Annotated in this window: 23 protein-coding genes; 12 read left to right on the top strand and 11 right to left on the bottom strand. The window is 59.8% G+C overall.

What is annotated here, in order from left to right; translation table 11 throughout:
• Window positions 1–22: 22 nt before the first annotated feature.
• Both HGT1_RS01950 and HGT1_RS01945 read right to left on the bottom strand, forming a co-directional pair.
• Window positions 23–571: a YaeQ family protein gene (locus tag HGT1_RS01950; RefSeq protein ID WP_176248285.1), complete on the bottom strand. Its 549-nt coding sequence runs from the start codon at window positions 569–571 to the stop codon at window positions 23–25.
• 160 nt (window positions 572–731) lie between these two features.
• Entirely contained in the window at window positions 732–1,673 is a 942-nt protein-coding gene (locus tag HGT1_RS01945) for a LysR family transcriptional regulator (protein WP_176248284.1), read from the bottom strand.
• An 84-nt stretch (window positions 1,674–1,757) separates the two neighbouring features.
• Here HGT1_RS01945 and HGT1_RS01940 point away from each other — a divergent pair, with 84 nt between their 5' ends.
• From HGT1_RS01940 to HGT1_RS01915, 6 genes are all read left to right on the top strand, one after another.
• Window positions 1,758–2,942 (top strand): CaiB/BaiF CoA-transferase family protein, encoded by a 1,185-nt coding sequence (locus tag HGT1_RS01940; protein ID WP_176248283.1) that lies wholly within the window; start codon window positions 1,758–1,760, stop codon window positions 2,940–2,942.
• Window positions 2,939–3,892 (top strand): hydroxymethylglutaryl-CoA lyase, encoded by a 954-nt coding sequence (locus HGT1_RS01935; RefSeq protein ID WP_176248282.1) that lies wholly within the window; start codon window positions 2,939–2,941, stop codon window positions 3,890–3,892. Before HGT1_RS01940 ends, HGT1_RS01935 begins: the two co-directional genes overlap by 4 nt.
• 25 nt (window positions 3,893–3,917) lie before the next feature.
• The gene (gene dctP / locus HGT1_RS01930; RefSeq protein ID WP_176248281.1) at window positions 3,918–4,904 is read left to right on the top strand and encodes a TRAP transporter substrate-binding protein DctP; all 987 of its coding nucleotides are present in this window, start codon (window positions 3,918–3,920) and stop codon (window positions 4,902–4,904) included.
• A gap of 12 nt (window positions 4,905–4,916) precedes the next feature.
• The gene (locus tag HGT1_RS01925; protein WP_176248280.1) at window positions 4,917–5,441 is read left to right on the top strand and encodes a TRAP transporter small permease; all 525 of its coding nucleotides are present in this window, start codon (window positions 4,917–4,919) and stop codon (window positions 5,439–5,441) included.
• The gene (locus HGT1_RS01920) at window positions 5,438–6,724 is read left to right on the top strand and encodes a TRAP transporter large permease (RefSeq protein ID WP_176248279.1); all 1,287 of its coding nucleotides are present in this window, start codon (window positions 5,438–5,440) and stop codon (window positions 6,722–6,724) included. Before HGT1_RS01925 ends, HGT1_RS01920 begins: the two co-directional genes overlap by 4 nt.
• 236 nt (window positions 6,725–6,960) lie before the next feature.
• The gene (locus HGT1_RS01915; protein ID WP_176248278.1) at window positions 6,961–7,947 is read left to right on the top strand and encodes a LysR substrate-binding domain-containing protein; all 987 of its coding nucleotides are present in this window, start codon (window positions 6,961–6,963) and stop codon (window positions 7,945–7,947) included.
• A 7-nt stretch (window positions 7,948–7,954) separates the two neighbouring features.
• Here HGT1_RS01915 and HGT1_RS01910 read toward each other — a convergent pair whose 3' ends face one another.
• From HGT1_RS01910 to HGT1_RS01885, 6 genes are all read right to left on the bottom strand, one after another.
• On the bottom strand, window positions 7,955–9,211 hold the full coding sequence (locus HGT1_RS01910; RefSeq protein ID WP_176248277.1) for a TRAP transporter large permease: 1,257 nt from the start codon (window positions 9,209–9,211) through the stop codon (window positions 7,955–7,957).
• Window positions 9,212–9,220: 9 nt separating this feature from the next.
• Window positions 9,221–9,775 carry a TRAP transporter small permease gene (locus HGT1_RS01905; protein ID WP_255200058.1) on the bottom strand — a complete coding sequence of 185 codons (555 nt, stop codon included), beginning with the start codon at window positions 9,773–9,775 and terminating at the stop codon, window positions 9,221–9,223.
• Between the two features lie 17 nt (window positions 9,776–9,792).
• A complete protein-coding gene (locus HGT1_RS01900; protein WP_176248275.1) occupies window positions 9,793–10,758 on the bottom strand; it encodes a TRAP transporter substrate-binding protein in 966 nt (321 codons plus the stop codon).
• A gap of 65 nt (window positions 10,759–10,823) precedes the next feature.
• Window positions 10,824–11,579 carry an SDR family NAD(P)-dependent oxidoreductase gene (locus HGT1_RS01895; RefSeq protein ID WP_176248274.1) on the bottom strand — a complete coding sequence of 252 codons (756 nt, stop codon included), beginning with the start codon at window positions 11,577–11,579 and terminating at the stop codon, window positions 10,824–10,826.
• Between the two features lie 31 nt (window positions 11,580–11,610).
• On the bottom strand, window positions 11,611–12,642 hold the full coding sequence (locus tag HGT1_RS01890; protein ID WP_176248273.1) for a transketolase family protein: 1,032 nt from the start codon (window positions 12,640–12,642) through the stop codon (window positions 11,611–11,613).
• Window positions 12,639–13,493, bottom strand: coding sequence for a transketolase (locus HGT1_RS01885; RefSeq protein WP_176248272.1), 855 nt, complete (start codon window positions 13,491–13,493; stop codon window positions 12,639–12,641). The genes HGT1_RS01890 and HGT1_RS01885 overlap by 4 nt, the downstream gene beginning before the upstream one ends.
• A gap of 183 nt (window positions 13,494–13,676) precedes the next feature.
• Between HGT1_RS01885 and HGT1_RS01880 the strand changes: the two genes are divergently transcribed.
• From HGT1_RS01880 to queF, 6 genes are all read left to right on the top strand, one after another.
• A complete protein-coding gene (locus HGT1_RS01880; protein WP_176248271.1) occupies window positions 13,677–14,846 on the top strand; it encodes a pyridoxal phosphate-dependent aminotransferase in 1,170 nt (389 codons plus the stop codon).
• A 13-nt stretch (window positions 14,847–14,859) separates the two neighbouring features.
• Complete coding sequence (tkt, locus tag HGT1_RS01875; RefSeq protein ID WP_176248270.1) at window positions 14,860–16,836, top strand: transketolase; 1,977 nt, start codon at window positions 14,860–14,862, stop codon at window positions 16,834–16,836.
• A 293-nt stretch (window positions 16,837–17,129) separates the two neighbouring features.
• A complete protein-coding gene (gene queC, locus HGT1_RS01870) occupies window positions 17,130–17,831 on the top strand; it encodes a 7-cyano-7-deazaguanine synthase QueC (protein WP_176248269.1) in 702 nt (233 codons plus the stop codon).
• Complete coding sequence (queD, locus tag HGT1_RS01865; RefSeq protein WP_176248268.1) at window positions 17,831–18,184, top strand: 6-carboxytetrahydropterin synthase QueD; 354 nt, start codon at window positions 17,831–17,833, stop codon at window positions 18,182–18,184. Before queC ends, queD begins: the two co-directional genes overlap by 1 nt.
• On the top strand, window positions 18,181–18,891 hold the full coding sequence (gene queE / locus HGT1_RS01860; RefSeq protein ID WP_176248267.1) for a 7-carboxy-7-deazaguanine synthase QueE: 711 nt from the start codon (window positions 18,181–18,183) through the stop codon (window positions 18,889–18,891). Before queD ends, queE begins: the two co-directional genes overlap by 4 nt.
• A 16-nt stretch (window positions 18,892–18,907) precedes the next feature.
• Window positions 18,908–19,372: a preQ(1) synthase gene (queF, locus tag HGT1_RS01855; protein WP_176248338.1), complete on the top strand. Its 465-nt coding sequence runs from the start codon at window positions 18,908–18,910 to the stop codon at window positions 19,370–19,372.
• Window positions 19,373–19,486: 114 nt separating this feature from the next.
• On the opposite strand, the gene HGT1_RS01850 is transcribed toward queF, so the two are convergent.
• From HGT1_RS01850 to HGT1_RS01840, 3 genes are all read right to left on the bottom strand, one after another.
• Window positions 19,487–21,022 (bottom strand): tripartite tricarboxylate transporter permease, encoded by a 1,536-nt coding sequence (locus HGT1_RS01850; RefSeq protein ID WP_176248266.1) that lies wholly within the window; start codon window positions 21,020–21,022, stop codon window positions 19,487–19,489.
• A 12-nt stretch (window positions 21,023–21,034) separates the two neighbouring features.
• On the bottom strand, window positions 21,035–21,466 hold the full coding sequence (locus HGT1_RS01845) for a tripartite tricarboxylate transporter TctB family protein (protein ID WP_176248265.1): 432 nt from the start codon (window positions 21,464–21,466) through the stop codon (window positions 21,035–21,037).
• Between the two features lie 79 nt (window positions 21,467–21,545).
• On the bottom strand, window positions 21,546–22,532 hold the full coding sequence (locus tag HGT1_RS01840; protein ID WP_176248264.1) for a tripartite tricarboxylate transporter substrate binding protein: 987 nt from the start codon (window positions 22,530–22,532) through the stop codon (window positions 21,546–21,548).
• Window positions 22,533–22,659: the final 127 nt, after the last annotated feature.

Below are 22,659 nucleotides of genomic sequence, written 5' to 3'. Positions count from 1 at the left end.
GCCTAGCGGCATTGCTCAGACATCAATAACCGGCGTCTTTCCATTTGGTCGGAGTCACGTAAACGATGCTGTCATCAACGCTGACCATCACTTCGCTGTCCTGAATATTGACCTGCAACTTCATCGACCGGCTTGCCAGTTTAGCCAGATCACCTGTGTCTTTCTCTGAGAAGTTCATCACCTGAAGATTGTCAAAACGGGTGGTGCTGTTTTTGATCTTGTCCCACCACGTCTCGGCCGTCCTGCCGCCATAGCTGTAGACAATCACCTTGCCGGATTTGCCGCTGGATTGACGCACGACCTTTTCGCTCGGAAGCCCTAGCGCCACCCACAGCTCCAGCTCGTCACTCAGGCTTTTCTGCCAGATATCGGGCTCGTCATCCGTGGAAAGACCCTTGGTCATCTCCAGATGCTCGTGCGCATTCAGCGCAAAAGCCAGAAGCCGCACCATCAGCCGTTCGTCAGTTTCAGACGGATGTTTGGCCACCGTCAGTTTGTGGGTCTCGTAATAGTGACGATCCATATCGGAAACGGAAAGTTCGACTTTATAAATGGTGGCTTTTTGCGCCATGACAGGTCCTGGAGTTGGGAAGATAGGGTTGCCTAGTGTGTCTGGCCCCCTTGTGAAAGCAGATAAGGAAAGCCCGTCGCATTAAAGCGGCCCTGAAGGCGATGGCTGCACCTGCTGGCGCGGACATCCATGAAAACCCGCGGATGTGATTCCACGCTACCTAGGGGTCTGAACGATCCAACAGTTGCGCATCCCATACCCCCGACAGGACGGCATCGCGCACGTGGTCGATCAAGAGTTGCCGGATGGCTTCGGATGCAAAGGTCGGCGGCCGGGAGGCCAGACGACACAGGTATAGGGTTCGTGACAATTCTGGCGCGATGATCGGACGGGCGCGCACGGTGCCGCGTTCAAGCTGGTCGTGCATGAAAAGCCGCGTACCGATGACGCACCCAAGGCCCGCCTCGATCGACCCTGCGATGGCCTGAACGGAATTCATCTGAAGGATCGCTTTTGCCTCGATCTTTTTCAACAATGCCACATCATCCATGATCGCACGGGCGGAAACACCCTGCCGTAGCAGGATGATCGGCAGGTCCAGCAGTTCGGCAAAGGTGATCGGATCATCGGTATCCCCGATGATATCAGTGCGCCCCACGCAGAACATCTTTTCCTCAAGCACCGGTTCTGACTCAAAGGTCGGATCGGCAGGCGGGTTATAGATCAGCGCAAGATCAACGTCAGAGGCCAGAAGATGCGGAAGCGCCGCGCCGGACAGGCTCTCGGTCAGGGCCAGTTGAACATTGGGGAAATCGCGCACGACCTGCGTGATGAAAGCCACCCCGATCGCCTTGACTGCGGAAAAGGACATGCCCACCGATACCGGCCCCGAAATCTTGTTTACCGCATCGGTCAGATCAGTCTCGGCTGCGGCCATGGCGCGCAAGATCGAGCGGGCGTGCCCGTAAAGCCGGTGCCCGGCGGCCGTTGGCTCCATACCTCTTGGCTTGCGCCGAAAGAGCGGCTTTCCGAATCGCGCCTCCATCTGGGCAAGATGATGACTAAGGGCTGATGCCGCGATCCGCAGATGGGTCGAGGCGCGCGCCAATGACCCGTGTTCGTAAATCGCGTTGAAATATTGAAGCTGGCGCGTATCGAGCATTCTGTTTTCCAGAAGGGTTTATTCGAAACATTATAATATTCCGTTCACACGACTTTGGCTATGATTGTTTCAGGAGGAATTTTCATGACCACAGACATTAGGCCACTTGCCGGACTACGCGTTGTCGAAATGACGCATATGATCATGGGGCCGTCTTGCGGCATGTTTCTGGGGATGCTTGGTGCCGAAGTCATCAAGGTCGAACCGCCCGAGGGTGACAAGACCCGCGCGTTGACCGGCATGGGGCGCGGCTTCTATCCCACCTTCAACCGCGGCAAAAAGAGCATCACGCTCGACTTGAAATCGGATGCCGGAAAAGATGCACTGCACCGGCTTCTTGAAGGCGCGGATGTCTTTGTCGAGAATTTCCGCGATCAATCCCTCGCCAAGATGGGGTTCGCCCCTGACGTGTTGCAGGCCCGCTATCCCAGTCTGATCGTTTCATCCCTCAAGGGGTTCCTCAAGGGCCCCTACGAGAACCGGACCGCGATGGACGAGGTCGTGCAGATGATGACGGGCATGGCCTATATGACCGGCCCAACCGGACGTCCCTTGCGGATCGGATCATCGGCGAATGACATCATGGGGGGCCTTTTTGGTGCCTTCGCGGTTCTGGTTGCGCTTTTGCAACGCGAAAAAGATGGCAAGGGTCACGTGCTGCGCACCGGACTTTTTGAAAACTGCCTTTTTCTTGTGGCCCAGCATATGGTGCAATTCGACATCGAAGGCCGCGAGGCCCCGCCGATGCCCGAACGGGAGTTTTCTTGGCCGGTCTACGACATCTTTGACACCTCGGATGGAAAGCAGATGTTCATCGGTGCCGTCACCGAAGGCCAGTGGGTAACCCTGTGCAATATTCTGGGGCTGCAGGTGTTGCTCGATGATCCCGATTTGCAAACCCGCATGAAGCAGATCGACGCCCGCGACCGCACCATACCGGTGGTCGCTGCGGCTGTGCGCAGCCGGTCCTTTGCCGATCTCCTCGAAGCCTTCGAAGACGCTGGCATCCCCTTCTCGCCGATCCATCGTCCGGCCGAGATGTACGACGATCCGCATGTGACACGCCCCGGCGGGCTTTTCACGTCCTCCCTGCCCGAAGGCGGGACCTACCGTGCGCCCGTCATGCCCTTCGAGATCGACGATCAACCGATGGTGGGTGAAAACCTCGACATCGCCGCAATCGGCGCGGATACCCACGCCGTTCTTTCGGCTGCCGGGCTCAGCGAGGCTGAAATCGCAGCGGCCTGCGGTGTGGAGGCGGCAGCGTGAGCCGGGCGAGCACCATTTACCCCGCCGACCGCGTGATCCTGCGCGAAGTCGGTCTGCGCGACGGGCTTCAGATTGCCAAGTCGCTGCCCTCGACCGAGGCCAAGATCGCCTGGCTCGAGGCAGAATGCGCCGCAGGTGTGGGTCATTACGAGGTCGGATCATTCCTGCCCGCCAGCCGTTTCCCCCAATTCGCCGATATCGACGCGGTGATTGCTGCGAGTGAACGGCTCGACGTCCACTCGGCGGGGCTGACCCTGAACGAACGCGGGGCCGAGGCCGCAGTGCAAAGCGCGATCCGCGAGATGGTCTGCGTTGTTTCCGCGACCGAAGAACACAGCCAGGCCAACATGCGCCGCTCGCGCGATGCCGCGGTGGATCTGGTGCGCAACGTCGTCGCGATGCGCGACCACCACGCCCCCGACAAGCTGGTGAACGCCGGGATCGCAATGGCGCTTGGCTGTTCGATCTCTGGAAATGTCGACCCCGAAGAGGTTGTCCGTCTGGCCGCTGACTGTCTTGAGGCAGGTGCCGATATCGTCGGGGTCGCGGATACGGTCGGCTATGCCGGACCAAAGGCTGTTGGCGCGCTTTGTGCGCGGATGGAGAAGCTGTGCGGCGGGCAGCCTTTCATCATCCATCTTCACGACACGCGGGGCATGGGCGTGGCCAATGCGGCGGCGGCGCTGGAAAGCGGCGCGCGGGTGATCGACGCCTCGCTTGGCGGATTGGGCGGATGCCCGTTTGCGCCCGGTGCCACCGGCAACGTCGTGTTCGAAGATATCGTATATTTGTCCGAGTCGATGGGTTTCGCCACCGGAATCGATCTGGACAGACTGAAAGACGCCCGGCGCATCGCGGAGGAGGCGATGCCGGGTGAAATGTTCCACGGGGCCCTGCACCGCGCAGGTCCGCCAAAGAACGCAAATTGGCAGGCCAAATCCTTGGTCTGAGTTTTAACTGGGAGGAGAAACAACAATGAAATATATCACATCAGCAGCCATCGGGGCTGCAATCTTTGCGGTTTCCGCGCCGGCATCACAGGCCGCTACGGAAATGCGCTGCAGCCACCAGCTGCCCCCTGCGCACCACATCGCCAAGGTTGTCGATCGTTGGGCCGCCGAGGTCGAAAGCCTGTCCGAAGGCGAGATCGACGTGCAGATTTTCGGTGCGGACAGCCTTGTTGGCGCGCGTGAAAACATCGTCGCAACCGCCAAGGGCGACATCGAATGCGCATTCTCGCTGAACTTCCAGTGGGGCAAAACGCTGCCGATCATGAACGTCACCGTCGCGCCCTATGCTTTTGGTGACATCGAAATCTGGAAGAAATGGCCAACTTCGGAGGCCGCGACCTTCCTTGAAGGCAAGCTGCTGGAGAAAGGCGTCAAGAACGTCGTCTGGTTGTTCCAGACCAACACCTCTGTCTTCACCACAAACGGTGCGCCGCTGGTCAAGCCGGAAGACTTTACCGGCCTGAAGATGCGCGGTGTGACACCGCCCTTTGATGCCGCCCTGTCCGCGCTTGGCTCGACACCTACGGCAATGCCCGGGTCCGAAGTGTATCAGGCACTGGCAACCGGCGTCATCGACGGAGCGATCACTGACGTCGCTGCCGCCGTATCGCGGAAATACTACGAAGTGCAGGATGCCTTTACCGTCGTGCCTGTCTTGTCGGCCTATTTGCACGGCTACCTGAACCCAGATTTCTACGACGGGCTCTCGGATAAATCCAAGTCCGCCCTCACGCAGGCAGGCATGAAAGCGTCGGAATGGGCCATCGAAGCCTCGACCCAAGCCGCCGCAGAAGGTCCGGGCCAGCTCGAGGCGAAAGGCGTAAAAGTGCATATCGCCACACCGGAAGAGAACGCGGCACTTGAAGCGGTCATGCGGCCTGCTTTCGACAAATCGTTCGGCGAAGGCGATGCTGACAGCCAGACGCTTCTCGATCTGATAGCCAAGATGTGAGCCGGTCGGATCATGATTGACCACAAAAAGGTGGGAGCAGCCAATGCTCCCATCTTCCCAGACCGCATCATCACCTGGCTTGTCCGCTTTTGCGGCATGCTCAGCACGGCGCTGATCCTTGTGATCCTTGCCCAGATCGTAATTGCCGTAATCCGGCGCTACCTGTTCGACAGTCCGCTGCAATGGAGCGACGAAATGATTGGCTATCTGCTGGTGACGCTTATCATGCTCGGCTCGGCCGAGGCGTTGCGGCGCGGGGATCATATCGCGATCGACCTTGTGTCGGCCCAGTTGCGCCCCGGTCTGGCCCGCATGCAAAGGGTCTTGGCAAACCTGTCGGTCATGGCATTTGCCACCATCGTTGGCGTGTCGATATGGGACAGCATCGCTTTCGCCCATAGCTTCGGGTCGTATTCTGTCGGCTATATCGAAATCGCGACGTGGATTCCGCAGGTGCCGGTCGTCCTTGGGATGGCCCTGCTTTTCCTGACCGCAGCGCTTGGCCTTTACCGCTCTTTACGGGGGCTGCCTCAATGACCCTTTTCTTTGTCTTTGCAGGGCTGATCCTGCTTCTGCTCACGGGCATTCCGATCTTTGCCGCCCTTGGCCTGTCCGCAAGCGCCATCATGATGATCGTCGAAGGGGATATCGACGGATTGGGCGATGCTGTTTTTACCCAGCTCGACAAACCGGTCCTCAGCACCATCCCGCTTTTCGTCTTCATGGCGCAGGTGATGATCCGCGCCAAGGTGATCGACGACCTCTATACATTCGCCCACACCGTTATCGGTCACGTGAAGGGCGGCCTTGGCGTCGCCACGGTGCTGGCCTGCACCATATTCGCGGCGATCTCCGGTTCCTCCGTGGCAACGGCGCTTTCCATCGGCTCCAGCGCGATCCCGCAGATGAAGCGCTTTGGCTATGCCGAACGGGATGCCTTGGGCGTCGTGGCAGCAGGCGGCACCTTGGGTATTCTGATCCCGCCGTCCGGGCCGATGATCCTCTATGCGATCGTGTCGGAGGCGTCGATTGGTGCGTTGTTTCTGGCCGGGATCATCCCGGGGCTGATGCTGGCGCTGATGTTTTCGGCCTATTGCATGATCCAGGCCCGTGGACGTGACGGGATCAACACCCCCGACTGGGCCGGCTGGCCTGCCGCGGTCTCGGCCTTTCGCCGTTCGGTCTGGGCTTTGCTTGCGCCGCCGGTGGTGATGGGCGGTATCTACTTTGGCATCTTCACCGCATCCGAGGCCGCCGCCGCCGGTTCCCTTTATGCGCTGCTGGTCGCGGTGCTGGTCTATCGCAACTTCGGGTTCCGTGACTTGTGGGCCTGTGCCTATTCGACAATGCGCACGTCGATGATGGTCTTTATGATCATCGCGGGTGCCGCAATGTTCGGCCATGCGATCACGCTGGTCCGTCTGCCCGTCGGCGTGACCGAGGCCGTGGCAAGCTTTGGACTTGGTCCGATCGGTTTCATTCTGGTGGTGATGGTCCTGATCTTTGTGCTTGGCATGTTCCTTGAATCCATCGCGATCATCCTGATTACGACACCGATCCTGTTGCCGACGATGATTGCCCTTGGCATTGATCCGATCTGGTATGGCATCTTGCTGATGATCAACCTCGAACTGGCGATGATCACCCCTCCGGTGGGCATGAACCTTTTTGTGATCAAGGGCATTTCGAACGCGCCGCTCGCGACGATTGTGCGGGGTGCGGCCCCGTTCGTGGTCATCATGATCGCTGGCCTTGCACTGCTTATCGCGGTACCGGAACTGGCCACATGGCTGCCAACGGCGGCCGGATTTGGCCGCTAGCAAAACAGGCCCCCGTCCCGTCCATCTTGGCGTTTCGGGGGCCCGTTGAAAATTGCCAATGGTGTCGTAAACAGTACCAGCCCCCATGGCACCGCGACGGGTCACTTGCCCGCTATTATCCCGTTTCGCCCCTCAAAGCGGTAGGATCACAACGGGGATGGCTCTGATCGTCAGCCACACACCTGACGTCCCAATACCTGTTGGCACTTCCGCCGGACCGGGTCTAATGTCCGTTCATGCGGGACATCAATTTCAAAGCAACCGAATATTTCGAAGCCGTGGCCCGGTTGGGGACCGTGACAAAGGCAGCCCATGAACTGGGCGTGTCGCCCTCTGCCGTAAGCCAGCAATTGACCTCGCTTGAGGCACAGTTCGGGGTCAAACTGTTCCGGCGTGAAAAACGGCGGCTGATCCTGACACTGGACGGCGACCGCTTGTTCCAGACAACGACGCAAGCATTCAGAGCGATCAGAAACGCAAGCAGTGCCATCGGTCGCCAGCGCGATATGCGCAGTCTCACAATCAGGGTCAGCCCGAGCTTTGGCGTCCGGTGGCTTGGGCCCCGCATCGCGGCATTCGCAGAACAAAACCCGGACTGGAACATTCGTGTCGATGCAACGCCAGACTACAGCGCCTTTGAAACCGAAGCCGTTGATCTTGACCTGCGCTATGGTCTGGGCAACTGGTCGGGGCTGACCGTTGAACCGGTCGTGAACGACCTATCCTTGCCGATGTGCAACCCCGACTATTTGGCCCGCCTTAAAAGCCTCAGCGACGATCCGATCGAGCAGCTCAAAAACGCCCGCCTGATCGACAGCGTCAAGACGTTGTATCGCTGGGACATCTGGCTTGCCGCCAATCAGGTTGAACTGCCCGATCTCGCCTACCCGTTCCGCTTTGACCGTTCATCCATGTCGATAGAGATGGCCAAACAGGGCGGCGGCATTGCACTGGACAGCGCGATCTTGTGCCGCGCAGAGCTGGAGCGCGGCGAATTGGTGCCGTTCTCGCCTTTGTTTCCGGTGATGGACTTTGCAGCCTACTGGATCGTCTGCCCGCCCCGCCATCTGAACCGCCGGATCGTAAAACGGTTTGCGCAATGGGTGGTCAACGAGGCCCGCGAACACGAAGAGCGCACGCGCGAATTGCTGACCACCGCAGGCTGTCATTTCCAGCCCGGCGCAGATCTGGAAATGAACGAAGTCGCACCCTGGGCACTGTGACGGTGCGTCAGTAGATGGTCAGCGCGGGGATGAACGAGATCGCCATCAAGACCATGAGCGCCACCAGATAGAACGGCAGCAACGCCTTGACGGTTTCCCCGATCCCGACCCGCGCAATGGCGGCGGATATGAACAAGGTCGTACCCACCGGCGGCGTGTAAAGCCCGATCGACAGGTTGACGACCATCATCAGACCCAGCTGGACCGGATCAAGGCCGATGGAATTGCCGATGGTCACAAAAAGCGGCCCCAGCAGCAGCACGGCGGCTGGAAGGTCAAGAAACGCCCCGACAATCAGCATCACCACATTCAACGCGAGGATAATCATCCACGGGTTCTGGATGGTCGCCGCGACCCATTCCGCCAGTTCTTGTGGCACACGCTCAGCCGTCAGCACCCACTGGATCGTCGAGGACGCCATGATGATAATCATCACAGCGCCGGTCATCATCGCGGTATCCACGCTGGCGTCCCAGATGCCCTTGAACGTCAGGTCGCGATAGACGAGGCCCGATATCAGCAGCGCATAGGCGACGGCCAGAACCGAAACCTCGGTCGGGGTGGCGATGCCGAAGCGCAGGGTGCCGATGATGAACACGGGCATCAGCATGGCCGGAAACGCGATCATAAGCTGACCACGGAATTCCTTGAACCCGCCCGGCAAAGGCGAGCGCGGCAGCTTTTTTCGATGTGCGACCAGCCAGACGGTGGCGAACATCCCGACCCCCAACATCAGGCCCGGCAGAATACCCGCGACGAACAGGTCCACGATTGAGACGTTCGAGACAAGACCGTACAGGATCAGCGGGATCGACGGTGGGATCAGCACCGAAACCGTCGAAGAGGCCGAATTTATCGCAGCGGCAAAACCACCCGGATAGCCTTCCTTTTGCTGGACCGGGATCAACGCATTGCCCAGTGCCGACGCATCCGCCACGGCGGAACCGGACACGCCGCCGAACATCACCGACCCAAGGATCGACACCTGCCCCATACCGCCGCGCATGTTGCCCACCAGCAGTCGCGCGACGTTGATAAGATAGACGCCGAACTTGCCCGACATCATCAGGTTGCCCGCCAGAATAAAGAACGGGATCGCCAGCATCGGAAAGCTTTGCGTCGGGGTATAGAGCCGCTGCGCGATCACCGCCAAGGGTTTGCCATCAAACCACAGCGCGGCAGCGACGCCACCAATCATGGCATGGGCCACGGGTACGGACAGGGCCAGCAGGGCAAAGAAAATCCAGATCATCGGAGCGGCCATGGTGTATCCTCAGCTTAGGCTTGAATGTTCAGGGTCGCTCTTTTCCGGAGCGATATACGCGACGCGCACCACACCGAGGGCGGCAATCACCGCCATGCTGGCGAAGGCGTAGACAAGGCTTGAATAGCCCCAAATCTGTTTGATCCCGAGCGTCGACAAGGTCTGGAATTTGGACGCTTTCAGGATCGGCTGGCTGGAGACCAGAACGTTGACCGAGATCACCACGATGATGACATTGACGGTGATCAACAGGGCGCGCTGCCATGTGGGGTTCAACACATCGGGCAGCAAAAGTATCGCAATGTTGCGGGCCCGCGCGGAGGCAATGACGATGCCGCCTGCCACCAGCCATGGCAATGTCATTGCGTGAATTTCATAGGCCCAGGCAATGCCCGCCCCCGTCGCATAGCGCAGGATGACATTGACCAGAAGCGTGACGAAGGTCAGCGAAAGCATCGCGAAGGCGATGATCTTCCCGCTCCACTCCAACGCCGAAATCACCCCCGTTGCGGCTGTCAGGAAGGGGCGCGAACGCCCCTTCTTGCTTTCCACATCGGGCTGCATCCGAGCCCCCGACGACATCAGAGACCCGCCGCAGTCCGGAGCGCGGCAACGAGCTGGGGGTATTTTTCGGCGTATTTATCATAAACCGATGCCGTTGCTGCCTGATACGCGGCCTTGTCTGCCTCGGCAAAGATAGCGCCTTCGGCTTCCATCACAGGGCGCAGATCCTCATCGCTGGACAGGACCAGATCACGCTGGATCTTGCCGGCTTCGGCCGTGGCTTCAAGCGCACAGTTCTGCGTGGCTTCGTCCAGACCGGACCACCAGCCCAGACCTGCCACCACGGGGGTGGATTCGTACTTGTGACCGGTCAAGGTGACGTAGGGTGTGATCTCGTGCAGCTTGGCGGAATAGATGTTCACCAGCGGGTTTTCCTGCCCGTCAAAGACACCCGACTGAAGCGCTGTCGGCAGTTCGGACCATGCCAGCGGTGCAGGCGATGCGCCAAGCGCTTCGAAAATATCAACGGTCATCTGGTCTGGTGGGGTGCGGATTTTCATCCCCGACAGGTCAGCCGGTGCTGCGACGTTTTTCGAGGTATGCGTGACGTTGCGAATGCCGTTGTCCCAGAAGCCAAGGATCTTGAGGCCGGCATTTTGGGCGCGCGCGTCAATCATGTCACCGACTTCGCCATCCAGAATGCCCCAAGCGGTCGGCAGATCCTTGAACAGGAAGGGCAGACCCAGCAGGCCGATTTCCGGCACGATCTGGCTCATTGCGCCCTGGCTGTTGGCGGAGATCTGGATGACGCCTGCCGTGGCAGAGGTCAGCATTTCCACGTCGTTGCCCATGGTCGCGGATGGCGCATGGTTCACTGTGTGCGCGCCGCCCGAACAGGTGGCGAAGAGTTCGGCCCATTTTTCGGCGGCGACATAGCGCGGGTTGCCGGGGTTGGCACCGTGCGCGAAAATCACTTCATCCGCATGCGCAGAACCGGCAAAGGCAGTAGTTGCGGCCAGAATGGCCAAGACGTTGATCTTCATAGTGGTTTCCTCCCTTTTTGAAGATAGTCGGTAAGCCCCCTTTGTGCGTAGGGGTCTTGGGTAATTCAGTGAATGAGCGAGCCCCCGTTCACGTCCACTTCGGTGCCGGTGCAATAGGCCGACAGGTCCGAGGCAAGGAACAAGGCGCAGCCAGCAACGTCAGAAGCTTCGCCCGCGCGCCCCATCGGAATGCCGTCGAGCACTGCCTTTTGCATTTCCGGTGTCAGTTTTCCAGCGGTGATATCCGTGGCGATAAAGCCTGGGCAAATCGCATTCGACCGCACGTTGTCGGGGGCCAGTTCGCGGGCCATCGCCTTGGTCAGGCCCAGAACACCGGCCTTGGCAGCCGAATAATGCGGGCCGCCAAAGATGCCGCCGCCACGCTGCGCCGACACCGACGACAGGTTGACGATCGACCCGGCTTTCTGCGCGCGCATGGCCGGAATGACGGCCTGGCTCATGTAAAGTGTGCCGCGCAGGCTCACGTCGGTCACGGCATCGTAATTGTCCGGCCCGATCTCCATCAGCTTGAGCGGCTGGGTGATCCCTGCGTTATTCACCAGAATGTCGATGCGCCCGAACTGCTCAAGCGTCGCCTTGGCGGCTGCATCGCAGGCGGCTTTGTCAACGACATTGCCCGCCAACCCGATGTGGCCTGCGCCGGGCAGGTCCTTGGCGGCGGCACTGGCCTGATCCGCATCAAGGTCCATGATGACAATCGTGGCACCATGTTCGGCAAACAGCTTGGCTGTCGCCTTGCCCAGACCACGCGGGCTTGCCGCCCCAGTAATGATCGCGATTTTTCCGTCAAGAAGGCCCATAGCCTCTTCTCCTCCCGTTAAAATATTCGGCTCAAAGCCAGCTCTTGATCCGCTCGGCGACCTTGTCGACCGAAAGACCGTACATTTCGTGCAACGTCGGCAGTGCGCCGGCTTCCAGAAATTCATCCGGCAGCCCGATCATGCGGAACTGCGGCGCGATCCCTGCGGTCAGCAAGGTGGTGGCGACCGCTTCGCCCAGCCCACCGTTGACCGTGTGGTTTTCTGCCGTAACAACCAGCCTGCCCTGCTTTGCGGCCTCGGCGCGGATCGTCTCAATGTCCAGCGGCTTGATCGTGGGCACGTGCAACACGCCGACATCGACATTGTCATCCGCCAGTTTCACGGCGGCATCCAGCGCCCGCATCGTCATAATCCCCGTGGAAATCACCAGCACATCGCGGCCCTCGCGGATCATCTGCGCCTTGCCCAGTTCGAATTTGTAATCCGGTTTGTGCTTGCGCAGCACCGATGGCACCTTGCCGCGCAACAGGCGCGCATAGACAGGGCCATCATGGGCCACCATCGCCGGAACCATGCCCGCGACATCGGCGGCATCGCACGGGTCAATCAGCACCATGTTCGGCAGACCCCGGAAAATCGCGAGGTCTTCGGTAGCCTGATGGCTTGGCCCATAGCCCGTCGTCAGGCCCGGCAGCGCGCAGGCAATCTTGACCGGCAGGTTTTCTTCGGCAATCGCCATCGCGATGAAATCATAGGCCCGACGCGAGGCAAACACGGCGTAGGTTGTCGCGAACGGAATAAACCCTTCACGCGCCAGCCCCGACGCGGCAGAGAACAGCAACTGTTCAGCCATGCCCATCTGGTAGAACCGCTCCGGCATCTCGTTGGCAAAGATATGAAGGTCGGTGTATTTCGACAGATCGGCAGACAGGCCGACGATCCGCTTGTCCTTTTTGGCAAGTTCGACCAGCGCGTGACCGAAAGGCGCGTTGACGGTGTCATAGCCTTCGGCTGCCAGCGACGCGATCATCGCCGAGGTTGCGACCTTGGTTTGCGCCACGCGGCGCGGCTCGTATTTGCGGGCCATCGAAGCAAGGGTCATTGTGGCTTTCCTTCTTCCAGCTTGGCGAGCGCTTTTGACCATTCATCGGCTTCGACGCGAACAAAGTGGGTGATCTCGCGGGCCTCGAGGAAATCGACGCCCTTGCACATGGTCGTGTTACAAATGATGACGCGCGGTCTGGCGTCAGTCAGGTCGCGCGCTGCGTCAAAGGCGGCAACCAAGGCGTCCAGGTCATTGCCGTCCACTTCTTGGGCGAACCAGCCGAAGGCTTCCCATTTCGGCGCTTCGGCACCAACTGCCAGCGCATCACGCGTCGGGCCGTCGGCTTGCTGGTTGTTGAAGTCGACGATGCAGATCAGGTTATCCAGCTTCCACTGAACCGCAGACATCACCGCTTCCCAGGTGGAGCCTTCGCCCAACTCGCCATCGGACATCAGGTTATAGACGAAGGCCGGATTTTTCTTGCGTTTCAGCCCCATCGCCATGCCGACAGCGATGCCCAGACCGTGGCCCAGCGATCCGCCGGTGATTTCCATGCCGGGGGTATAGGACGCCATGCCAGACATCGGCATCCGGGAATCGTCCATGCCGTAGGTCTCAAGCTCTTCTTCCGGCAGGATGCCCGCCTCCATCAACACGGCATAAAGCGCGATGGCATAGTGGCCGATCGACAGCAAAAAGCGGTCGCGCCCTTCCCATTTGGGGTCTTCGGGCTGAAAATCCATGGCGTGAAAATAGGACGTGGCAAGCACATCCGCGACGCCAAGCGCCTGCCCGATGTACCCCTGCCCCTGAACCTCGCCCATCAGAAGCGCTTTGCGGCGGATGTTCCACGCACGCATCTCCAAGGACATGTTCGAGAAAGCGCCAGGTGGCGTTTCGGCTGTCATTTGCTCCTCCCGAGTTGACGACTTGGCACAACGCTATCAAGCGAGAGTGGCGGCGTATTGTATGAAAACTGAAAGACCTTGTTAGTAATTCTTAACAACTTTCCCTGCGGTCATCGGCTACTACTCGGGCGATTCCGCAGGGGCGCGACCGCGTCCGGAACGGAAAACTGAGGGAGGAACTTTATGTCACAGATGATCTTTGCCGACAGCCTGTCGCGCCTTGGAACAGAATCAGCCTTTACGGTATTGGCGCGGGCACAAGCGCTGGCAGCGCAGGGCCGCGACATCATTAACCTTGGCATCGGCCAGCCGGATTTCCAGACCCCCGACCACATCGTCGAGGCCGGAATAAAGGCGCTGCGAGATGGCCATCACGGCTATACGCCCGCAAACGGTATCCCCGCGCTGCGCGAAGCGGTCGCCGCCGATCTGCACAAACGGCACAATGTCGAGGTGAACCCCGACAACGTGGTCGTCGTGCCGGGCGGCAAGCCCACGATGTTCTTTGCCGTGCTGATGTTCGGCCAGCCCGGCGTCGAGATCATGTACCCCAACCCCGGTTTCCCGATTTACGAAAGCGTGATCCGCTATTCCGGTGCCACGCCGGTGCCGATCGCACTTGAGGAAAGCAACGGCTTTGCCTTTTCAGCCGAAGCCGTTCTGGCCCAGATCACGCCGCGCACACGGCTGATCATCATCAACAGCCCCGCAAACCCGACCGGCGGCGTGACACCGCGCGCCGAGATCGACAAATTCGTCGCCGGGCTGGCCGATCACCCCCATGTCGCCGTGCTGTCCGACGAAATCTACAGCCAGATGTTGTACGAGGGCCGCGAGCATGTTTCGCTGCTGCAATATCCCGAAATCCGCGACCGCCTGATCGTGCTGGATGGCTGGTCCAAGACCTATGCCATGACGGGCTGGCGTCTGGGTTTCGCGGTTTGGCCGGACGACGCCGTCGGCCCCGCGACCAAGCTGGCGATCAACGACCATTCCTGCGTGAATGCCGCCACCCAATACGCGGGCATCGCGGCGCTGACCGGCCCGCAGGATGCGGTTGCCGACATGATGGTGGCCTTTGACGCGCGCCGCAGGCTGATCGTCGAAGAACTCAACAGCCTGCCCGGTGTGCGCTGCTCCGACCCCGGCGGCGCGTTCTATGCGTTTCCCAACATCGAAGGCACCGGCATGACCGCCCGCGAGGCGCAGGACCGGTTCCTGGATGTGGCAGGTGTCGCGACCGTCGCAGGAACGTCCTTTGGCAGCTACGGCGAAGGCTATCTGCGGTTCTCCTACGCCAATTCGACCGAAAATATCAGCGAGGCGATCCGTCGCATCCGCGAGATTTTATAAGGGGGCCCGCGCGATGACCGATATTCAATCGATGGCCAACGCCATCCGTTTCACTGCCCTTGATTCCATCCTGAACGCAGGCGAAGGCCATCAGGGCGTGCCGTTGGGCATGGCCGAAATCGCCGCAACGCTTTATGCCCGCCACCTCAAGGTCGATCCGAAAGACCCGCTTTGGCCCGATCGCGACCGGGTGGTGCTGTCGAACGGGCACGGGTCGATGCTGCTATATTCCCTGCTGCATCTGGCAGGCTACGCGCATGTCTCCACCGACGCGCTCAAGTCTTTCCGCAAGCTGGGATCGGTCTGCGCGGGGCACCCCGAAATCGAGCAAGAGGCCGGCATCGAACTGACAACCGGGCTGCTGGGTCAGGGGATCGCCTGTTCTGTCGGGATGGCCGTGGCCGAAGCACGTCTGGCCGCGCAATTCGGGGCCGGGCTTGTGGATCATCGCACTTGGGCCTTTGTCGGCGACGGCTGCCTTCAGGAAGGCGTCGGTCACGAAGCGATATCACTGGCCGGTCACCTGCAACTGGGCAAGCTGACGTTCCTTTGGGATGACAACCACATCACCGATGACGGCACGACAGACCTGTCGATCAGCGAGGACGTACCGGCACGGTTCCGCGCCGCCAACTGGCATGTGCAAGACGTCGACGGCCACGACATCGAAGCAATCTCAGCCGCGATAGATGCCGCCAAGGCCGATCCGCGACCGTCCCTGATCGCCTGTCGCACCGTGATTGCCCGCGGCATTCCGCGCCTGCAAGGCCAGCGCGGCGGGCACAGCGCACCCTTGACCTCGGCGGATTCCGACGAGGCGCGGGCCTTGCTGAACTGGGACCATGCACCGTTTGATCTGCCCGAAAACGTCCGCCAAGATTGGGCCGCCTGTATGGAACGCGGCACGCAGGCACATGCTGCGTGGCAATCCCGGATCGACGGCCATGCATCGGCGGCGGTCTTTCACCAGTGGACCAGCGGCACCTTGCCAAACGACTGGGCTGCCACGATGCAAGGGATCACCGCAGATCAGGCGTCGGTGCGTACCCCGCGCCCGACGATCCAGTCGTCTGGTGAAATCTGCGATGCACTGGTCCAGACACTGCCTGACACCCTTGTCCTGTGCGCCGATCTTGAGGCACCGACCAATCACAAACGCAGCCGGACGGCCTTTGACGCATCCGACCGTTCAGGCAGCTATGTCCATTGCGGCGTGCGCGAACATCTGATGGGGTCCATGTGTGACGGGATCGCCGCCCACCGTGGCTTGCGGCCCGTGAATGTCACCTACCTTGCCTTTGCCGATTACGAGCGTCCCGCGATGCGCATGGCGGCGGTCATGGGGCTTCCCGCGCTATTCGTGTTCAGCCACGACAGCATCGGCGTGGGCAGCAACGGGCCGACCCACCAGCCGGTCGAAATCCTCGCCAGTTTCCGCGCCATGCCGAACATGAAAGTGTTCCGCCCCGCCGACGCCGTCGAAACAGCCGAAGCTTGGGCGCTCGCGATGGAAGCGACCGACGGCCCAAGCCTGTTCGCATTGTCGAGGCAGCCTGCGGATCAGGTGCGTGACACCTGCCCCGACAACCTGACCGCACGCGGGGCATATGTCCTGCACGAAGCGGATGGCGCGCGCGACATCACCTTGATGGCAAGCGGCACCGAAGTCGGCCTTGCCGTGGCGGCACGGCAGGCGCTTGTGGAGATGGGCATTCAAGCCGCCGTGGTGTCCATGCCCTGCTGGGAACTTTTCGATGCGCAGGATGCAGAGTATAGGGCCCGCGTCATCGGAACCGCCCCGCGCATCGGCATCGAAGCCGCCATGAAATTCGGCTGGGAACGCTGGCTGCAAGAAGGCGACCACTTCATTGGCATGAACGGGTTCGGGGCATCGGATCAGTCCGCCAAACTGTACGAGCATTTTGGCATTACGGTCGCTGCAATCGTCCAATCGGCCCGCAGCATGACGCAGAAACCAGCTTTGACCTGAAAAGCACAGTCCTTCCCGCCGTGAAAAAAAGTTGTGTATCAGAGCGGCTTGGGCTGTTTGCGCGGTCTCGACCCATGGCTTTGCCATGTACCCTTTGGGCTGGCCGAGAGGTTGGGATGAAGGGCCCGGACCCTGATTGTATAAAGACCGGGGTTTCGCCGTTCATCGAAATCACCGTCAATCGCAGGATATTCCCCTTGATCAACAGTCTACCACTTGGCGTCGCATTAAAAATAATTTAAGGGCGAGCTTCCGGTCGCAGCCTACCCGGATAACAAAACAAGGGTTATAAAATGAAGACTATCGTCATCTGCTCCGGCGGGCTCGATTCTGTTTCACTTGCGCATATGGTCGCGCAGGAACAACAACTGACCCGCCTTGTGTCATTCGATTACGGCCAGCGCCACCGCAAGGAGCTGGACTATGCAGCCCTATGTGCGCAGCGATTGGATGTCCCTCACGATATTATCGACCTGCGCGGCATTGGTGCGGCCCTGACGGGTTCTGCGCTCACCGATGATATCGACGTCCCCGACGGGCATTACGCCGAGGAAAGCATGCGCATCACCGTCGTGCCGAACCGCAATGCAATCATGCTGGCCGTGGCCTTTGGTGTGGCCGCAGCAAACGACGACCAGGCCGTTGCCACAGCGGTGCATGGCGGGGATCATTTCATCTATCCCGACTGCCGCCCCGCCTTTACCAAAGCGTTCGAAACCATGCAAAAAGCCGCATTGGATGGCTATGCCGATGTTTCGCTATATACGCCTTTCGTGGATCGCACGAAGGCCGATATCGTCATCGCAGGCGCGCGCCACAACACGCCCTTTGCCGAAACCTGGTCCTGCTACAAAGGCGGCGAAACCCATTGCGGCCGTTGCGGCACCTGCGTTGAGCGCCGCGAAGCGTTTCATCTGGCCAATATCGCCGATCCCACCACATATGCAGACCCCGATTTCTGGGTCGCGGCAATCGCGAAAAAGGACCGTGGCTGATGTACCGGATTACAAAAGAATTCCACTTTTCAGCCTCGCACCAACTGTCGCACCTGCCCGACGATCACCAATGCGCGCGGCTGCACGGCCACAACTATGTCGTCGTCGTTGAATTGGCGTCTGCGACATTGAACGCCGACGGGTTTGTGCGCGACTATGGGGAGCTGAAACCGCTCAAGACCTATATCGATGACACGTTCGACCACCGCCATCTTAATGATGTCATGAGCGAGGTCTCGACCGGGGAAAACATGGCGCGGCATTTTTATGAATGGTGCGCGGCACGGTGGCCCGAAACCAGCGCAGTCAAGGTCAGCGAGACTCCCAAGACATGGGCAGAATACCGACCATGAGCCAGTTGCGCATCGCTGAGATATTCGGCCCCACGATCCAGGGCGAAGGGGCGCTGATCGGAGAACCTACCGTTTTTGTGCGCACAGGGGGATGCGATTACCGCTGTGCATGGTGCGACAGCCTGCATGCGGTCGACACGGCCTTTCGTCACACATGGGCTGCGATGCCCACGGATGCGGTCTGGGCCGAAGTGTTGCGCCTGTCCAAAGGGCACCCGCTGACCGTGTCCTTGTCCGGCGGCAACCCCGCGATCCAGGATTTCACGCAACTCATCGCGCTTGGCCACGCGCACGGCTACCGCTTTGCCTGCGAAACCCAAGGGTCGATTGCAAAACCTTGGTTTGGCGACCTCGACACGCTGGTGCTAAGCCCGAAACCGCCATCAAGCGGCGAAACCGTTGATTGGGCCGCCTTTGATGCCTGCCTGCTTGCGGCCAAGGGGGCGGGTAACATCGTGATGAAGATCGTGATCTTCGACGATGCCGATTATGCCTGGGCACGGGCGGCGGCTGATAAATACCCTGATGTGCCGCTCTACCTTCAACCCGGCAATCTTGAGGTCGATCCAGATGTCGCGGTCGACCCGCAGCTTTTGGCAGATAAACTGCTGTGGCTGGTCGATAAAACCATCAATGACAGCTGGTTTGCACCGCGGGTCTTGCCGCAATTGCACGTCCTGCTTTGGGGAAACAAGCGCGGGGTCTGACCCGTTCAAGGAGACGATTATGGAAACGATTTACAGTGACTTGAAACAACTGGGTGGCCAGACCGATTTGCCGTCCTCCCCCCAAGACGCGGTGCTGGAGCGCGTGTCGAACCCGCAGGCCGACGTCGCCTATTGCGTGCGTTTCACCGCCCCTGAATTCACATCGCTTTGCCCGATGACAGGTCAGCCTGATTTCGCACATCTGGTGATTGATTATGTGCCGGGCGAATTTCTGGTCGAATCCAAATCGCTCAAGCTGTTCCTTGGGTCATTCCGCAATCACGGCGCATTTCATGAGGATTGTACCGTCTCGATTGCGCGGCGTCTGGTCGATTTTCTGAACCCGCAATGGCTGCGGATCGGCGGCTACTGGTATCCGCGCGGGGGTATCCCGATTGATGTTTTCTGGCAGACAGGGGCCATGCCGGAAGGTGTGTGGATTCCCGATCAGGGCGTGCCACCCTACCGCGGCAGAGGATAACGGCCAAGGACGTGAAGCCCCCTTTACGCTGCTTGCACCCTGCGCGGATGCGGCTTTTGATATCGAAAGCACCGTAAAAGACAGCGCGCGCCACACGGGGCGCGCGCTGCAATCTTAGTCTTTGATCGACCCTTCGGCATCGCCGCGCTGCATGCCCGATTTGACCTTGCGGGCAAAGAACAGCGGCAGGATGAAACCGATAATCGCCACGACCCAAAGGCCGATGGCCAGCGGGCTGTCGATCAGGGTCCACCAGTTGCCATTGTCGATGGTGATGGCGCGGCGCAGGTTGTTCTCCATTGCGTTGCCAAGCAGCGTGCCAAGAATGATCGGCACCAGCGGCACATCAAACTTGCGCAACACCCAGCCCAACAGGCCAAACCCGATCATCACCAAAAGGTCGAAGGATGATCCCGAGATCCCGTAGATCCCCACAAAGGAAACCATCGCGACGATAGGCATCAACACACGCGGCGGCACCAGCAGCAGACGGGTAAAGATACCGACCATCGGGATGTTCAGCGCCAGAAGCATGAAGTTCGCGATGAACAGCGCGGCAATCAGCCCCCAAACCACATCGGGATTGTTGGCAAACAACAAAGGCCCCGGTGTGATGTTGAGCGACAAAAGCACCGCAAGCAGCACAGCCGTTGTGCCCGATCCCGGCACACCAAGCGCCAGCATCGGCACCAGCGCACCGCCTGCGGCTGCGTTATTGCCAGCCTCAGGCGCGGCAACACCGCGCGGGTCGCCGGTGCCGAAAGTGCCATCTTTGTCGACCATCCGTTTTTCCAGAGAATACGACAGGAACGACCCCAGCGAAGCCCCCGCACCCGGCAGAACACCCGCAATAAAGCCCACGAACGAGGAGCGCAGCATGGTAGGTGTGCAGGCCTTGAGCATCGACAGTGGCGGGGTCAGACGACCGATAACGATTGTCTTGCCCTTGGCACTTGCCTCGCCGTGGCGGTTTTCCAGAAAGATAAACACCTCTGACAGGGCAAAAAGACCGACAATAGCCACCAGAAAATCAAGCCCGTCATAAAGATGGACCTCGCCAAAGGTAAAGCGCGGCACGCCGGTTTGTGTGTCCACGCCGATCATGGCAAACCCCAGCCCCAAAGCCGCGGCAAAGGCTGATTTCGCTTGGTTGGTCGAAGATACACCACCCAGAGTCATAAAGGCCAAGGCGAAGAGCGCGAAATATTCCGCAGGACCGAAAAGCAAAGCGATTTTGACCAGCTGCGGGGCCAGCAGGATCAGCCCCCATGTTGCAAAAAATGCGCCAACGAAGGACGAGATACCCGAAAGTGACAGTGCTTCGCCCGCCATGCCTTTTTTCGCCATCGGATAACCGTCAAGGCAGGTCATCATCGCTGGTTCATCACCCGGAATGTTAAGCAGGATCGACGAAATCCGCCCGCCATACATCGCGCCGTAATAGACGGATGTGAGCAAGATCAACGAAGGTGTCGCCGCCAGACCCAATGTGAAGGCCAGCGGAATGAGGATTGCCACGCCGTTTGAAGGGCCAAGACCGGGCAGCGCGCCCATGATTGTCCCTAGAAAACAGCCCAGCAGGGCAAGGCCGATGTTCTGCCAGGTCAGCGCGATGGCAAAGCCATCCGCGAGGCTTGATAACGTTTCCATAATGTTGACCCCCTAAAAGCCAAGCGGGCCGCGGGCAAGCGACAGCCCCAGCACCAGATGAAACACCACATAGATCCCGACGGAAGTCCCGACGCCTGTCAGGCAGGCCCCCAGAATGGTCGAGCCAAGACGCCATGACAGGTAAGCGGCGGCAAATGCGGTGGCGATGACAAAGCCTGCGACAGGCAACAACTGTGCATAAAGGATCATCACCACCGCAGCGGCGAGAATCTCTATCAGTTGTCCCAGCGGGGGCCAGATGGGTTCGGGGTCGGGGCGCAGCGCAATCACGGCGCTTGAAAGCCCTAGAATAGCGGCAATGATATAGGGGAAGGCCTTGGGGCCAACAGCGTCTGACAGAAAGCTCTCTTGGATCAGGCTGGCCGCGATGGCAAAACCGATGGCAAGAAGCACGCCGAACACGCCGAAAATTCGATCACTCATGGCGATCTCCTTTTTTGGGGGCGAAAATTGGGGGAAAGGACGGGGCGCAGATAGACCGCGCCCCGCAGGGTAACTTTGATTACTGGATAATACCGATCTCGCGAGAGATGCTTTCGATCTGCGCTACGGAATTTGCAACAAACTCCTGGAAGGCAGCGCCTTGCAGATCAAGCGGGGCCATGCCGTTGGTGGCCATCACTTCTTTCCACGCGTCGCTGGCGTAAAGTGCGCCGATCTTTTCGACCCAGCCTTCATAGGCTTCGTCCGACATGCCGCCCGGTGCATAGAACCCGCGCCAGTTTGCGCCAATCGCATCAACGCCTTGTTCACGCGCTGTCGGGAAATCGGCAAATTCGCCGTCCAGACGCTCGGGCGCGAGCACGGCGATCACGCGGATGTCGCCGCTTTCCACGAAACCTTTTGCTTCGGAAACATCACCGGTAAACGCCTGTACGGAGCCCGCCAAAAGCTGGGTCACAGCCTCGCCGCCGCCATCAAAGGCGATGTATTTCACCGAACGCACATCTTCGATGCCATAGGCATTGGCCGCGATCAGAACCTTGAGGTGATCCCAGCCACCAACCGCAGAACCGCCCGCAATCGAGATCGACGTGGGGTCGTTCTTCATCGCGTCAAGCAGACCTGTGAGGTCGGCGATCTCGCTGTTTGCGGCGACCGCGATCACGCCGTAATCGGCACCGATAGAGGCCAGCCAGCGCACTTCGTTCATGTTGTTGCCGGGATAGGCACCCTGCGCCAGACGGGTCGATGTCGCCGCCGAAGCGGCCACGATCAGGTCATTGTCATCATTGCGCTTGTTAACGACTTCGGCAAAAGCCACGCCGCCACCGCCACCAGCAAGGTTCACGACCTGCATGGTTTTTTCGATCAAACCCTGGTCCTGCATGGATTTACCAACCTGACGGCAGGTGAAATCCCAACCGCCGCCGGGGTTGGCCGGCGCGATGCATTCGGGGTTTTCGGGGCTGAAGCCTTCGGCAGTTGCCGTCAGGGCGGATGCGCTGAACAGCAGGGCAACCAGAGTAAGGCGGGTTGATTTGAACATTTGTGTTTCCTCCACAGTATTTGTTGCGCGCACGCGGGCGCGGTCACATGTCGCGCCGCCAATCCATCTGCGATTTACAGAATCCTCCCGGCGGGCTAAGCAAAGGAGGTACCCAACAAACCTGTCA

The sequence above is a fragment of the Sulfitobacter sp. HGT1 genome, from assembly GCF_013282155.1.
Taxonomy (GTDB): Bacteria; Pseudomonadota; Alphaproteobacteria; order Rhodobacterales; family Rhodobacteraceae; genus Sulfitobacter.
The sequence above is the reverse complement of the archived record's forward strand: the minus strand, read 5'-3'. Positions and strand labels throughout refer to the sequence as shown.

Bases quoted from the DNA above. Each gene is read 5' to 3' on its own strand.
- queD (WP_176248268.1), top strand. From the start codon at position 17,831: ATGTACCGGATTACAAAAGAATTCCACTTTTCAGCCTCGCACCAACTG.
- HGT1_RS01890 (WP_176248273.1), bottom strand. From the start codon at position 12,642: ATGACCCTTGCTTCGATGGCCCGCAAATACGAGCCGCGCCGCGTGGCG.
- HGT1_RS01925 (WP_176248280.1), top strand. From the start codon at position 4,917: ATGATTGACCACAAAAAGGTGGGAGCAGCCAATGCTCCCATCTTCCCA.
- HGT1_RS01915 (WP_176248278.1), top strand. From the start codon at position 6,961: ATGCGGGACATCAATTTCAAAGCAACCGAATATTTCGAAGCCGTGGCC.
- HGT1_RS01910 (WP_176248277.1), bottom strand. From the start codon at position 9,211: ATGGCCGCTCCGATGATCTGGATTTTCTTTGCCCTGCTGGCCCTGTCC.
- HGT1_RS01940 (WP_176248283.1), top strand. From the start codon at position 1,758: ATGACCACAGACATTAGGCCACTTGCCGGACTACGCGTTGTCGAAATG.
- queC (WP_176248269.1), top strand. From the start codon at position 17,130: ATGAAGACTATCGTCATCTGCTCCGGCGGGCTCGATTCTGTTTCACTT.
- dctP (WP_176248281.1), top strand. From the start codon at position 3,918: ATGAAATATATCACATCAGCAGCCATCGGGGCTGCAATCTTTGCGGTT.
- HGT1_RS01895 (WP_176248274.1), bottom strand. From the start codon at position 11,579: ATGGGCCTTCTTGACGGAAAAATCGCGATCATTACTGGGGCGGCAAGC.
- HGT1_RS01900 (WP_176248275.1), bottom strand. From the start codon at position 10,758: ATGAAGATCAACGTCTTGGCCATTCTGGCCGCAACTACTGCCTTTGCC.
- HGT1_RS01880 (WP_176248271.1), top strand. From the start codon at position 13,677: ATGTCACAGATGATCTTTGCCGACAGCCTGTCGCGCCTTGGAACAGAA.
- HGT1_RS01950 (WP_176248285.1), bottom strand. From the start codon at position 571: ATGGCGCAAAAAGCCACCATTTATAAAGTCGAACTTTCCGTTTCCGAT.
- HGT1_RS01885 (WP_176248272.1), bottom strand. From the start codon at position 13,493: ATGACAGCCGAAACGCCACCTGGCGCTTTCTCGAACATGTCCTTGGAG.
- tkt (WP_176248270.1), top strand. From the start codon at position 14,860: ATGACCGATATTCAATCGATGGCCAACGCCATCCGTTTCACTGCCCTT.
- HGT1_RS01850 (WP_176248266.1), bottom strand. From the start codon at position 21,022: ATGGAAACGTTATCAAGCCTCGCGGATGGCTTTGCCATCGCGCTGACC.
- HGT1_RS01905 (WP_255200058.1), bottom strand. From the start codon at position 9,775: ATGCAGCCCGATGTGGAAAGCAAGAAGGGGCGTTCGCGCCCCTTCCTG.
- HGT1_RS01920 (WP_176248279.1), top strand. From the start codon at position 5,438: ATGACCCTTTTCTTTGTCTTTGCAGGGCTGATCCTGCTTCTGCTCACG.
- HGT1_RS01945 (WP_176248284.1), bottom strand. From the start codon at position 1,673: ATGCTCGATACGCGCCAGCTTCAATATTTCAACGCGATTTACGAACAC.
- HGT1_RS01840 (WP_176248264.1), bottom strand. From the start codon at position 22,532: ATGTTCAAATCAACCCGCCTTACTCTGGTTGCCCTGCTGTTCAGCGCA.
- HGT1_RS01845 (WP_176248265.1), bottom strand. From the start codon at position 21,466: ATGAGTGATCGAATTTTCGGCGTGTTCGGCGTGCTTCTTGCCATCGGT.
- queE (WP_176248267.1), top strand. From the start codon at position 18,181: ATGAGCCAGTTGCGCATCGCTGAGATATTCGGCCCCACGATCCAGGGC.